Origin of the sequence: Microvirga sp., from assembly GCF_014699075.1 — a bacterium.
Classification (GTDB): Bacteria; Pseudomonadota; Alphaproteobacteria; order Rhizobiales; family Beijerinckiaceae; genus Microvirga.
In genome coordinates this window covers 51,603-65,149 of record NZ_JACXAB010000015.1, presented here as the reverse complement: position 1 = coordinate 65,149, position 13,547 = coordinate 51,603, and the positions used below count along the sequence as shown (strand labels likewise).

The window sequence follows — 13,547 nt, the reverse complement described above, 5'->3', positions numbered from 1 at the left end:
CCCCATGCAATTGCCGGTGAGGGTGCTTATCTAGCGCCCTCCAGCTCAGGAGACGGCGATGAATCAAGAGGTCATGAATCTCTTCAACCAGACGGCCCAGCCGCAGAGCTTCGATCAGATCAAGATCTCGATCGCGAGCCCTGAGAAGATTCTGTCCTGGTCCTACGGCGAGATCAAGAAGCCGGAGACCATCAACTACCGTACGTTCAAGCCCGAGCGCGACGGCTTGTTCTGCGCGCGCATCTTTGGCCCGATCAAGGACTACGAGTGCCTGTGCGGCAAGTACAAGCGCATGAAGTACAAGGGCGTGATCTGCGAGAAGTGCGGCGTCGAGGTGACGCTGGCCCGCGTTCGTCGCGACCGCATGGGCCACATCGAGCTCGCTGCGCCCGTCGCTCACATCTGGTTCCTCAAGTCCCTGCCGAGCCGCATCGGTCTGCTGCTCGACATGACCCTGAAGGATCTGGAGCGCATCCTCTATTTCGAGTCCTACATCGTCGTCGATGCGGGCCTTTCGCCGCTCAAGGACCGTCAGCTCCTCAGCGAGGAGGAGTACATCCGTGCTCAGGACGAGTTCGGTGAGGACAGCTTCACGGCCATGATCGGCGCGGAGGCTATCCGCCGGATCCTGCAGGAGCTCGACCTCGAGAAGACTGCGCAGGAGATCCGCGAGGAGATCGCGGTCACCACGTCCGAGCTGAAGCCCAAGAAGCTCATGAAGCGCCTCAAGATCATCGAGGCCTTCGTCCAGTCGGGCAACAAGCCCGAGTGGATGATCATGACGGTCGTTCCGGTGATCCCGCCGGATCTGCGTCCGCTCGTGCCGCTGGACGGCGGCCGCTTCGCGACCTCGGATCTGAACGACCTCTACCGCCGCGTCATCAACCGCAACAACCGCCTGAAGAGGCTCATGGAGCTGCGTGCGCCGGACATCATCGTCCGCAACGAGAAGCGCATGCTCCAGGAGGCGGTCGACGCCCTGTTCGACAACGGCCGCCGCGGCCGCGTCATCACCGGCGCCAACAAGCGCCCGCTGAAGTCGCTCGCCGACATGCTCAAGGGCAAGCAGGGCCGGTTCCGTCAGAACCTGCTCGGCAAGCGCGTGGACTACTCGGGCCGTTCGGTCATCGTGGTGGGTCCCGAGCTCAAGCTGCACCAGTGCGGCCTGCCGAAGAAGATGGCGCTCGAGCTCTTCAAGCCGTTCATCTACGCCAAGCTCGACGCGCGGGGTCTCTCCGCCACCGTCAAGCAGGCGAAGAAGCTCGTCGAGAAGGAAAAACCCGAGGTTTGGGACATCCTGGACGAGGTCATCCGCGAGCACCCGGTTCTCCTGAACCGCGCGCCGACCCTGCACCGCCTGGGCATCCAGGCGTTCGAGCCCACCCTGATCGAGGGCAAGGCGATCCAGCTGCACCCGCTCGTCTGCGCCGCGTTCAACGCGGACTTCGACGGCGACCAGATGGCCGTCCACGTGCCGCTCTCGCTCGAGGCTCAGCTTGAAGCCCGCGTGCTGATGATGTCGACCAACAACATCCTGCACCCGGCCAACGGTCAGCCGATCATCGTGCCGTCGCAGGACATCGTTCTCGGCCTCTACTATCTCTCCATCGTGTCGGACGGCCAGCCCGGCCAGGGCAAGGCCTTCGCCGACATGGGCGAGATCGAGCATGCCCTGAACGAGAAGGTCATCACGCTCCACACGAAGATCCGCTACCGTTGGGAAGGCCTCGACGAGGACAGCAAGCCGGTGTCGAAGATCGTCGACACCACGGCCGGCCGCGTCATGCTCTCGCGCCTCCTGCCGAAGCACCCGATGCTTCCCTTCGACGTCGTGAACAAGCTCATGACGAAGAAGGAGATCTCCAACATGATCGATGCCGTGTACCGGCACTGCGGTCAGAAGGAGTCGGTGATCTTCTGCGATCGCATCATGGGCCTCGGCTTCTACAATGCGTTCAGGGCCGGCATCTCGTTCGGCAAGGACGACATGGTGATCCCGGAGAACAAGTGGGAGATCGTCGAGGAGACCCGTGCCCTCGCGAAGGACTACGAGCAGCAGTACCAGGACGGCCTCATCACCCAGGGCGAGAAGTACAACAAGGTTGTCGACGCCTGGGCGAAGTGCTCGGACCGTCTCGCCGGCGAGATGATGAACCGCATTTCCACGGTGCAGAAGGACGAGAACGGCCGCGATAAGCCGGTCAACTCGATCTACATGATGTCCCACTCGGGTGCTCGTGGTTCGCCGGCCCAGATGAAGCAGCTCGCGGCAATGCGCGGCCTCATGGCCAAGCCGTCGGGCGAGATCATCGAGACGCCGATCATCTCGAACTTCAAGGAAGGCCTCGACGTTCTCGAGTACTTCAACTCGACCCACGGCGCCCGTAAGGGTCTGGCCGACACCGCGCTCAAGACCGCGAACTCGGGCTACCTGACCCGCCGCCTCGTCGACGTGGCGCAGGACGCGGTCATCCGTGAGCCGGATTGCGGCACCGAGCGCGGCATCAAGATGCGCGCCATCATCGACGCCGGCCAGGTGGTCGCGTCGCTGGCGTCCCGCATCCTCGGCCGCTCGACGGCGGAGGATCTGCTGGCCCAGGACGGCGCCGTCATCGTGCCCAAGGGAACGATGATCGAGGAGCATCACCTCGAGGCGATCGGCGCTGCCGGTATCCAGGAGGTGAAGATCCGCTCCGTGCTCGTCTGCGAGTCGAAGAACGGCGTCTGCGCCACCTGCTACGGCCGCGACTTGGCCCGGGGTACCCCGGTCAACCACGGCGAGGCTGTCGGCGTCATCGCGGCTCAGTCCATCGGCGAGCCGGGCACGCAGCTCACCATGCGTACCTTCCACATCGGCGGTGCGGCCCAGATTGCCGACTCGTCCTTCATCGAGTCGAGCTTCGAAGGCACGATCGGCTTCCGCAACAAGAACATTGCGGGCAACTCCGACGGCGATCTCGTCGTCATGGGCCGCAACGTGGCTGTTGTGATTATCGGTTCGGACGGCGCCGAGCGGGCGGTTCACCGCCTGCAATACGGCTCCCGCCTGAAGGTGGACGAGGGCGACACGATCAAGCGCGGCCAGCGTATTGCCGAGTGGGATCCTTACTCCCGTCCGATCCTCACCGAGATCGACGGTACGGTGGACTACGAGGACCTCGTGGACGGCGCATCGATGATCGAGTCGATGGACGAGTCCACCGGCATCGCCAAGCGCGTGGTCATCGACTGGCGCGGTTCTCCGCGTACGGCCGATCTGCGTCCGGCGGTGGTCATCCAGGGCGCCGGCGGCAAGGTGGCCAAGGTCGCCCGCGGCGGCGACGCTCGCTACCTGCTGCCTGTGGACGCGATTCTCGCGGCCGATCCGGGCTCGAAGGTCAAGGCCGGCGACATCCTCGCCCGCGTCTCGACCGAGAGCGCCAAGACCCGCGACATCACGGGCGGTCTGCCGCGCGTGGCGGAGCTGTTCGAGGCCCGTCGTCCGAAGGACGCAGCCATCATTGCGGAGAAGTCCGGCACGATCCAGTTCGGCCGCGACTACAAGAGCAAGCGTCGCCTGACGCTGAACCCGCACGATGGTTCGGAGCCGGTGGAGTACCTGATCCCGAAGGGCAAGCACATCCACCTTCAGGATAACGACGTGGTCGAGACCGGAGACTTCATCGTCGACGGCAACCCGGCACCGCACGACATCCTAGCGATCAAGGGCGTCGAGGAACTCGCGGCCTACCTTGTGAACGAGATCCAGGAGGTCTACCGCCTCCAGGGCGTGCTCATCAACGACAAGCACATCGAGGTGATCGTTCGCCAGATGCTGCAGAAGGTTGAGATCACCGAGGGCGGCGATTCCGAGCTGCTCAATGGCGAGCAGGTGGATCGTCTCGAGTTCGAGGAGATCAACGAGCGTCTCGTGTCCGAGAAGAAGAAGCCCGCCGTCGGCGTGCCGGTTCTGCTCGGCATCACCAAGGCCTCGCTGCAGACCCGCTCCTTCATCTCGGCGGCGTCCTTCCAGGAGACCACCCGCGTCCTCACGGAAGCGGCGGTCAATGGCAAGGTCGATACCCTCGAGGGCCTCAAGGAGAACGTTATCGTCGGCAGCCTGATCCCGGCTGGCACGGGCGCGCTCACCGCTCAGATCAAGGCTGTTGCGACCCATCGCGACGAACTGATCCTGCAGCAGAAGCGTTCCGAATCCCAGGCTCAGGTCAGCGAGCTGCCTCCGGCAGCCGAGTAAGCTGCGAAGACATCGCAACAATGGAAAGGCCGCCTCCGGGCGGCCTTTTTCGTGGGCGGTCGGTCACGGACGCTCTTGCCTGAGGGTGATCGTGAGCAGGCCAAGCTTCGCCAGCCACAGGAGGGCTCTGACGGTCAGGGCTGCTGAGGCGTTCCGGTGCGCGGCAAGAACATCCCGGATCGTTTTGCCTTGGCCGCCGGCCAGCTTCCACAGCGCAAGAAGGGAGGTGGAGGAAACTTCCGGTACCGCATTCACCAGAGACACCCTCAGGCTCAGCCGCTCCAGCACCTCTGTCTCACCGATGCCGGCGACCTGTGAAACGATGTGCTGCGTGGAGAAGGGGAGCGAAGGGAAGCTGGCGAAGAGCTCGAACGGATCGGGACGGGCCGGCCAGAAGCCGCGCATGGCTTCAGGGGAGGGCGCTGCCTGACCGGAATTCTTGAGGGCGGCCAGTTCCTGCCACAGGTCCTCATAGGCTCTGACAATGACTTTCCAGTCGAAACGCTCTCTCGCACGGGCCGCTCCGTTTGCACCCATGCGGCGGCACAAGTCCGGATCGGCCGCGAGACGCTCGAAGGCTGCTGCCGTTGCATCCACGCCCACGGCGACGGCAGTCGATGCTTGGCCGATATAGGAATCGTAGCTGTCGACTTCGAGCGCGTGGCGCGCTGCAAGATGCTGTCCCGCTCCCGGCGGAGCAGCCATGGTCGGGATGGCAAATCCGTCGATGCCGTTCCTGACCGCATCCTTATATCCATCCAAATCTGTCACCACCACCGAAAGGCCGGCTGCCATGGCCTCAATCGGGGTCAGGCCGAAGGTCTCCTGAATGTTGTCGGACAGGGAGCAGAACACGTCCGCCGCCGCCCAGGCCCTAGCCCGGACCTCATCGACGCGGCCATCGAGCACGATGGATCGCACTGACGGACAGAGCTTGGCGCTTGCTTCTGCGAAGGCTTGTGCGATCTGATCGTTGGCCGTCCAGCCGCACTCAAACAGGACCACCCGATGACGGCGGGCCAAGCGCTCCAGGGCCAGGTACATGGGAGTCGGATTCGCTTTGGCATGAAAAGACAGGCGCCCAAGAAACAGAACGACGAAGTCACCCGGTTCGATAGCGAGGGACGAGCGCGCCTCTTCCTTCCGTTCCGATCGCCGAGCTTGCGCATCGCAGTCCACGCCCAGAGGAATCACCGGGAGTTGTGGCCTGACGAAGCGGCTAGCGCCCAGGCGCCGCGACAGGTGATCTTCCTGGCGGGGGAACAGCGTCTCGATGACCGCACGGGAGGCCGTCGACGTGCAGACGATCGCATCCCAGGGCTGCACTGCAGCGCTAAGGAGGGCGGTCAATGCATCCATGGCACGGGCCGACGAGAGGGTGTGATTCACCCCGCACAGGCTCCAGGACCTCGGTCCGTGCATCTCCCTCTGCCACGTTTGCGCAGCGTTGATCGGGCTGGGCGTGAACAGGCAGCCCACCTGCCTGAGAGCGCCCGCCTTGGCGGCCACGATGTAACGCGGAGAGCTCTCCGGGCGGAAGCTCTTGATGAAACTACAGAATCCCGCTCCGAGCTTCGCATTGCCGACATAGCCGACAGGATCACTCTCGGACGAATAGCGGGCGAAAGCCGAGAGGAAGCCATGACCGGCGAAGTGGCGGCCCATCCGTTTCCCATGGGTCACATCATACGCCTCAGTTTCAAAGTGTATCGCCGCCGTCACCGCTCGCCCCTCAGCATCGTTGCTACTTCATAACCTTGTGCCGAACGGGAGAAAACCCATATAGGAAGCAAAGGCCCGGCTGCATCCCGTCTTTTGGGAGCACCTTTCTGGATCGTTACCGAAAAGTGTTGACTTTGCGCGACTCGGACGCTAGAGAGACCGGACTTTCCGGCTGGCCGTAGGTTTTCGCCAGTCGAGGCGCCTAGCTTCGACGGATGCCACCTAAACGCTGCCGAACTCAACCTTGACTGACACTTGTCAGATTTAGGGCACGACCGCGGTCTACAGATCGTGGTCCTCTGCAATCGCACCGCGCCAAGGGCTTACCAAAGTCAATGGCGTGGCTTCGTTTTGTGCAACCTTAAAGGGTCCGCAGAAGCGAAGGGCGGCGTTCAACCGTTGAAGACACATTCATGGCTGCCGTCGGGTAGCCGGTCAAAGAGGGCACAGGATGCCAACGATCTCTCAGCTGATCCGCAAGCCGCGGACTGCGCAAAAGAGCCGGAATAAGGTTCCCGCGCTTGAGGCCTGCCCGCAGAAGCGTGGCGTGTGCACGCGCGTTTATACGACGACCCCGAAGAAGCCGAACTCGGCTCTGCGTAAGGTCGCCAAGGTTCGTCTGACGAACGGGTTCGAAGTCATCGGGTACATCCCGGGTGAGGGTCACAACCTTCAGGAGCACTCCGTGGTCATGATCCGCGGCGGCCGCGTGAAGGACCTTCCGGGTGTCCGTTATCACATCCTCCGTGGTGTCCTTGACACCCAGGGCGTGAAGAATCGTAAGCAGCGTCGTTCGAAGTACGGCGCGAAGCGGCCGAAGTAAGCCGTCAACTGTATTTGAGGTCGGAGCTCGCTCATGTCCCGCCGCCATAGCGCCGAAAAGCGTGAGATCATCCCGGACGCCAAGTTCGGCGATATCGTCGTCACCAAGTTCATGAATTCCATCATGTACGACGGCAAGAAGTCCGCTGCCGAGAGCATCGTCTACGGTGCGTTCGACAGCATCGAAAGCCGCGCCAAGGCGAACCCGCTCGAGGTCTTCAAGCAGGCCCTCGACAACGTCGCTCCGGCGATCGAGGTTCGCTCCCGCCGCGTCGGCGGTGCGACCTACCAGGTCCCGGTCGAGGTTCGTACCGAGCGCCGTCAGGCTCTCGCGATCCGCTGGATCATCCAGGCCGCTCGCGGCCGCAACGACAAGACCATGATCGAGCGTCTCTCCGCTGAGCTGCTCGATGCCTCGAACAACCGCGGCAATGCCGTGAAGAAGCGCGAAGACACCCACCGTATGGCGGAAGCCAACCGTGCGTTCTCGCATTACCGCTGGTAAAGGTCTGAGGAGCTGAGCGATGCCCCGCACGCACGCGATTGAGGACTACCGCAACTTCGGCATCATGGCCCACATCGATGCCGGCAAGACCACGACGACCGAGCGCATCCTTTACTACACCGGTAAGTCCCACAAGATCGGTGAAGTGCACGAAGGTGCCGCCACCATGGACTGGATGGAGCAGGAGCAGGAGCGTGGCATCACGATCACGTCCGCTGCCACCACCTGCTTCTGGCGCGACAAGCGCCTGAACATCATCGACACCCCCGGCCACGTCGACTTCACCATCGAAGTCGAGCGTTCGCTGCGCGTGCTCGACGGCGCCGTCTGCGTTCTCGACGGCAACCAGGGCGTTGAGCCCCAGACCGAGACCGTTTGGCGCCAGGCCGACAAGTACGACGTTCCGCGTGTCGTGTTCGTCAACAAGATGGACAAGACCGGCGCGAACTTCTTCAGCTGCGTCGCCGACATCATCAAGCGCGTTGCCGGCAAGCCTGTCTGCCTTCAGATCCCGATCGGAGCGGAGAGCGATTTCCGTGGCATGGTCGATCTGATCAAGATGAAGGCTCTGATCTGGTCCGGCGAGGCGCTCGGCGCGAACTTCGACGAAGTCGAGATCCCCGATGACCTGAAGGATCAGGCCCTCGAGTATCGCGGCAAGCTCGTCGAAGCTGCCGTCGAGATGGATGACGAGGCCATGATGGCCTACCTCGACGGCCAGGAGCCGGACGAGGCTACCCTGCGCCGCCTGATCCGCACGGCCGTGCAGCGTCGCGCCTTCCACCCGGTGCTCTGCGGCTCCGCGTTCAAGAACAAGGGCGTTCAGCCCCTGCTCGACGCCGTCGTGGACTTCCTGCCGTCCCCGGCAGACCGTGAGGCTATCCAGGGCATCGACTTCAAGACCGAAGAGCCGACGACCCGTCTGCCGAAGGACGACGAAGGCTTCTCCATGCTTGCCTTCAAGATCATGGACGACCCCTTCGTCGGTACGATCACCTTCTGCCGCGTCTATTCCGGTAAGGTGAATGCTGGCGACACCCTGCTCAACTCGTCTCGCGACAAGAAAGAGCGCGTCGGCCGCATGCTGCTGATGCATGCGAACAACCGCGAGGACATCAAGGAAGCCTATGCGGGCGACATCGTCGCTCTCGCAGGCCTCAAGGAAGTCCGCACCGGCGACACGCTGTGCGACCCGAGCAAGGCCGTGATCCTGGAGCGCATGGAGTTCCCGGAGCCGGTGATCGAGATCGCCATCGAGCCGAAGTCGAAGGCCGACCAGGAGAAGCTGGGCCTGGCCCTGTCGAAGCTGGCTGCCGAGGACCCGTCCTTCCGCGTCTCCACCGACCAGGAGTCGGGCCAGACGATCCTGAAGGGCATGGGCGAGCTTCACCTCGACATCAAGGTCGACATTCTCCGTCGTACCTACAAGGTCGATGCGAATATCGGCGCTCCGCAGGTGGCCTATCGTGAGACGGTCACGAAGAAGGCCGAGATCGACTACACCCACAAGAAGCAGACCGGCGGTACGGGCCAGTTCGCCCGAGTCAAGATCGTCGTTCAGCCGAACGAGCAGGGTGCAGGCTTCGCCTTCGAGTCGAAGATCGTCGGCGGTGCGGTGCCCAAGGAGTACATCCCGGGCGTCGAGAAGGGCCTGCAGTCGGTCGTGGGTGCTGGCGTCGTTGCCGGCTTCCCGGTGGTCGACCTCAAGGTCGAGCTCATCGACGGTGCCTTCCACGAAGTCGACTCGTCGGCTCTGGCCTTCGAAATCGCCTCCCGTGCGGCCCTCCGTGAAGCCCTCCAGAAGGGTGGTTCGGTTCTGCTCGAGCCGGTGATGAAGGTCGAGGTCACGACCCCTGAAGACTACACGGGTTCGGTGATCGGCGATCTGAACTCCCGCCGTGGTCAGATCCAGGGTCAGGACATGCGCGGCAACGCCGTGGTCATCAACGCGATGGTCCCGCTTGCCAACATGTTCGGCTACGTCAACACCCTGCGCGGCATGAGCCAGGGTCGTGCGAGCTACACCATGCAGTTCGACCACTACGAGCAGGTGCCGTCGAACGTGGCTGCCGAGGTTCAGGCGAAATACGCCTGAACCCACTAAGCAAAATTTGAACGATCAAAGGAACGGGTGCCACGATGGCGAAGGAAAAGTTTGAGCGGAATAAGCCGCACTGCAACATTGGGACGATTGGTCACGTGGACCATGGCAAGACGTCTCTGACGGCGGCGATCACGAAGGTTCTGGCGGAGTCGGGCGGAGCGACGTTTACGGCGTACGACCAGATCGACAAGGCACCGGAAGAGAAGGCGCGCGGCATCACGATCTCGACGGCTCACGTGGAGTACGAGACGAAGAACCGGCACTATGCCCACGTGGACTGCCCCGGCCACGCCGACTACGTGAAGAACATGATCACGGGTGCGGCCCAGATGGACGGCGCGATCCTGGTGGTGTCGTCGGCTGACGGCCCGATGCCGCAGACCCGCGAGCACATCCTGCTGGCCCGCCAGGTGGGCGTGCCCGCCCTGGTGGTGTTCATGAACAAGGTCGACATGGTCGACGACGCCGAGCTGCTCGACCTGGTTGAGCTCGAGGTGCGCGAGCTTCTGTCGAAGTACGACTTCCCCGGCGACGACATTCCGATCGTGAAGGGCTCGGCTCTTTGCGCCCTGGAGGACCGTCAGCCTGAGATCGGCCGCGATGCGGTGCTCAAGCTGATGGCGGAAGTCGATGCCTACATCCCGCAGCCGGAGCGTCCGATCGACCAGCCGTTCCTGATGCCGATCGAGGACGTGTTCTCGATCTCGGGCCGCGGCACGGTGGTGACGGGTCGCGTGGAGCGCGGCGTGGTCAAGGTTGGTGAGGAAGTTGAGATCGTGGGCCTGAAGGCCACGGTCAAGACGACGGTCACGGGCGTTGAGATGTTCCGCAAGCTGCTCGACCAGGGCCAGGCGGGCGACAACGTGGGCGTGCTGCTTCGTGGTACGAAGCGCGAGGACGTGGAGCGCGGCCAGGTGCTGTGCAAGCCGGGCTCGATCAAGCCGCACACGAAGTTCAAGGCCGAGGCCTACATCCTGACGAAGGAAGAGGGCGGCCGTCATACGCCGTTCTTCGGCAACTACCGTCCGCAGTTCTACTTCCGCACGACGGACGTGACGGGCGTGGTGACGCTGCCTGAGGGCACCGAGATGGTGATGCCGGGCGACAACATCACCATGGAGGTGACGCTGATTGCGCCGATCGCCATGGAAGAGAAGCTGCGCTTCGCCATCCGTGAGGGCGGCCGCACCGTCGGCGCCGGCGTCGTCGCCGCCGTGATGGATTGATTTTTAGAGGATCAAAGGACAGCGGCCGGGTCACGGCTCGGTCGCTTCCCTTGTTGAATGGATAAGCCATGAACGGTCAAAACATTCGTATTCGCCTTAAGGCGTTCGACCATCGGATCCTCGACGCTTCGACACGGGAAATCGTGTCGACTGCGAAGCGGACCGGCGCTCAGGTTCGCGGGCCCATCCCGCTGCCGACGCGCATCGAGCGCTTTACGGTGCTTCGCTCGCCGCACATCGACAAGAAGTCGCGCGAGCAGTTCGAGATGCGCACTCACAAGCGTGTTCTCGATATCGTGGACCCCACCCCGCAGACGGTTGATGCCCTTATGAAGCTCGATCTTGCTGCTGGTGTGGACGTGGAAATCAAGCTCTAAGCCGTTGGGCTAGGAGCTTTCGGTAGACACGCCGAGAGGATACGCACATGCGCTCAGGCGTCATTGCACAGAAACTCGGGATGACCCGCATCTTCACGGATGCCGGCGAACACATCCCCGTCACGGTTCTGAAGGTCGACAGCTGCCAGGTTGTCGCCCACCGGACCAAGGAAAAGAACGGCTACACCGCGCTGCAGGTCGGCGTCGGAAAGGCCAAGGTGAAGAACGTTTCGAAGGCCGAGCGCGGCAATTTTGCCATTGCCAAGGTCGAGCCGAAGCGCAAGCTCGCGGAGTTCCGCGTCTCCGAGGATGCTGTCATCCCGGTCGGCGCCGAGATCACCGCTGATCACTTCATTGCCGGTCAGTTCGTGGACGTCACGGGCATCACCACCGGTAAGGGCTTCGCCGGCGGCATGAAGCGCTGGAACTTCGGCGGACTGCGCGCCACGCACGGCGTGTCGGTCTCCCACCGCTCGATCGGTTCGACCGGCGGACGCCAGGATCCGGGCAAGACGTTCAAGAACAAGAAGATGCCAGGTCACCTGGGTGTCGAGCGCGTCACCACGCAGAACCTGCGTGTGGTGTCGACCGACGTCGAGCGCGGTCTGATCCTCGTCGAAGGCGCCGTTCCCGGCGTTGCCGGCGGCTGGATCTTCGTCCGCGACGCGGTGAAGCGCAAGCTGCCTGCAGAAGTGCCGATGCCCGGCAAGTTCCGCACGGCCAACGATGCTGCGCCGGCCGCCCTGGCTGAGCAGGCCCAAGAGGAGAATGCGTGATGAAACTTGATGTCACCACGCTTGAGGGCAACACCGCTGGTTCGGTCGACCTGAACGAGGCCATCTTCGGTCTCGAGCCGCGCGCCGATCTTCTGGCCCGTTGCGTCCGCTGGCAGCTCGCAAAGCGCCAGGCCGGCACGCACGCCGTGAAGAACCGCTCGCTGATCGATCGGACCACGAAGAAGGTCTACAAGCAGAAGGGCACCGGCAGCGCCCGCCACGGCGCCGCGAGCGCTCCCCAGTTCCGGGGCGGCGGTCGTGCCTTCGGCCCGCAGGTCCGCAGCCATGCTCACGACCTGCCCAAGAAGGTTCGCGCTCTCGCTCTGAGGCACGCGCTCTCGTCCAAGGCCAAGGACGCTTCCCTTATCGTCATCGATGATGTGAAGCTCTCCGAGGCGAAGACGAAGGCTCTCGTCGAGCGCTTCGGCAAGCTCGGCCTCGGCAACGCCCTGATCATCGGCGGCGCTGAGATCGAGACGAACTTCCAGCGGGCTGCTCGCAACATCCCGAACATCGACGTCCTGCCGGTGCAGGGCATCAACGTCTATGACATCCTGCGTCGCGAGAAGCTCGTTCTCACGAAGGCGGCTGTCGATGCGCTGGAGGCGCGCTTCAAATGAGCCTGGACCCGCGCCATTACGATGTAATCGTGAGCCCGGTCATTACCGAGAAGGCCACGGCCCTGTCCGAACAGAACAAGGTCGTCTTCAAGGTTCGACTGGATGCGACGAAGCCGCAGATCAAGGAAGCGGTTGAGAAGCTGTTCGATGTCAAGGTGAAGAGCGTCAATACGATCCTCACTAAAGGCAAAGTGAAGATGTTCCGCGGCACCCGCGGCCAGCGGTCGGACGTGAAGAAGGCGGTTGTAACCCTCGCTGAGGGCCAGACCATCGACGTCACGACGGGCCTCTGATCGGTTGAGAGAGTGATCCGATGGCTTTGAAAACATTCAAACCAATCACCCCCGGCCTGCGCCAGCTGGTGATCGTGGACCGCAGCGAGCTCTACAAGGGCAAGCCGGTCAAGAAGCTGACGGAGGGCAAGAGCTCCTCCGGCGGCCGTAACAACCTGGGTCGCGTGACCGTCCGCTTCCGTGGCGGTGGTCACAAGCGCACCCTGCGTCTGGTCGACTTCAAGCGTCGTGCCCGTCTGGGCGATGTGGCGACCGTGGAGCGGATCGAGTACGATCCGAACCGCACCGCCTTCATCGCGCTCATCGGCTACGCTGACGGCGAGCAGGCCTACATCCTGGCCCCGCAGCGTCTCGCTGTCGGCGATCAGGTGTCGGCCGGCGAGCAGGTCGACATCAAGCCGGGCAACGCGATGCCGATCGGCAACATGCCGGTGGGAACGATCATCCACAATGTGGAGCTGAAGGTCGGCAAGGGTGGCGCACTCGCCCGCTCCGCCGGCACCTATGCCCAGATCGTGGGTCGTGACCAGGGCTACGTGACGGTCCGCCTGAACTCCGGCGAGCAGCGCCTGGTTCATGGCCAGTGCTTCGCCAGCGTCGGTGCGGTGTCGAACCCGGACCACATGAACACCTCGATCGGTAAGGCTGGTCGTAACCGCTGGCTTGGCAAGCGTCCGCATAACCGCGGTGTTTCCATGAACCCGATCGACCACCCGCACGGTGGTGGTGAGGGCCGTACCTCCGGTGGTCGCCATCCGGTGTCCCCATGGGGCGTTCCGACCAAGGGCAAGAAAACCCGTTCGAACAAGCGGACCGACAAGTTCATCGTGTCGAGCCGTCACGCTCGGAAGAAGTAAGGATAGAGGCA

11 protein-coding genes are annotated in these 13,547 nt (G+C 63.2%); 10 read left to right on the top strand and 1 reads right to left on the bottom strand.

Translation table 11 applies throughout. The features are described 5' to 3' along the window. Positions 1–58 precede the first annotated feature (58 nt). Positions 59–4,234 (top strand): DNA-directed RNA polymerase subunit beta', encoded by a 4,176-nt coding sequence (rpoC, locus tag IC232_RS18920; RefSeq protein ID WP_190846520.1) that lies wholly within the window; start codon positions 59–61, stop codon positions 4,232–4,234. A 63-nt stretch (positions 4,235–4,297) separates the two neighbouring features. Here the strand turns inward: rpoC and IC232_RS18915 are convergent, their stop codons facing one another. Then, positions 4,298–5,899: a glycosyltransferase family 4 protein gene (locus tag IC232_RS18915; RefSeq protein ID WP_190846519.1), complete on the bottom strand. Its 1,602-nt coding sequence runs from the start codon at positions 5,897–5,899 to the stop codon at positions 4,298–4,300. Positions 5,900–6,407: 508 nt separating this feature from the next. Here IC232_RS18915 and rpsL point away from each other — a divergent pair. From rpsL to rplB, 9 genes are all read left to right on the top strand, one after another. Beyond that, positions 6,408–6,779 carry a 30S ribosomal protein S12 gene (gene rpsL, locus IC232_RS18910; protein ID WP_009764294.1) on the top strand — a complete coding sequence of 124 codons (372 nt, stop codon included), beginning with the start codon at positions 6,408–6,410 and terminating at the stop codon, positions 6,777–6,779. Between the two features lie 33 nt (positions 6,780–6,812). Further along, entirely contained in the window at positions 6,813–7,283 is a 471-nt protein-coding gene (rpsG, locus tag IC232_RS18905) for a 30S ribosomal protein S7 (RefSeq protein ID WP_036350590.1), read from the top strand. A 19-nt stretch (positions 7,284–7,302) separates the two neighbouring features. Continuing rightward, a complete protein-coding gene (gene fusA, locus IC232_RS18900; RefSeq protein ID WP_190846518.1) occupies positions 7,303–9,378 on the top strand; it encodes an elongation factor G in 2,076 nt (691 codons plus the stop codon). 44 nt (positions 9,379–9,422) lie between these two features. Then, entirely contained in the window at positions 9,423–10,613 is a 1,191-nt protein-coding gene (tuf, locus tag IC232_RS18895) for an elongation factor Tu (RefSeq protein ID WP_190846517.1), read from the top strand. A 68-nt stretch (positions 10,614–10,681) separates the two neighbouring features. Next, positions 10,682–10,990, top strand: coding sequence for a 30S ribosomal protein S10 (gene rpsJ / locus IC232_RS18890; protein ID WP_009764298.1), 309 nt, complete (start codon positions 10,682–10,684; stop codon positions 10,988–10,990). 47 nt (positions 10,991–11,037) lie between these two features. Further along, a complete protein-coding gene (gene rplC, locus IC232_RS18885; RefSeq protein WP_190846516.1) occupies positions 11,038–11,766 on the top strand; it encodes a 50S ribosomal protein L3 in 729 nt (242 codons plus the stop codon). Further along, positions 11,766–12,386 carry a 50S ribosomal protein L4 gene (gene rplD / locus IC232_RS18880; protein WP_036352955.1) on the top strand — a complete coding sequence of 207 codons (621 nt, stop codon included), beginning with the start codon at positions 11,766–11,768 and terminating at the stop codon, positions 12,384–12,386. Before rplC ends, rplD begins: the two co-directional genes overlap by 1 nt. Beyond that, the gene (locus IC232_RS18875) at positions 12,383–12,679 is read left to right on the top strand and encodes a 50S ribosomal protein L23 (protein WP_027317106.1); all 297 of its coding nucleotides are present in this window, start codon (positions 12,383–12,385) and stop codon (positions 12,677–12,679) included. Before rplD ends, IC232_RS18875 begins: the two co-directional genes overlap by 4 nt. Positions 12,680–12,699: 20 nt before the next feature. Continuing rightward, a complete protein-coding gene (rplB, locus tag IC232_RS18870) occupies positions 12,700–13,536 on the top strand; it encodes a 50S ribosomal protein L2 (RefSeq protein ID WP_036352960.1) in 837 nt (278 codons plus the stop codon). The last annotated feature ends 11 nt before the right edge of the window (positions 13,537–13,547 follow it).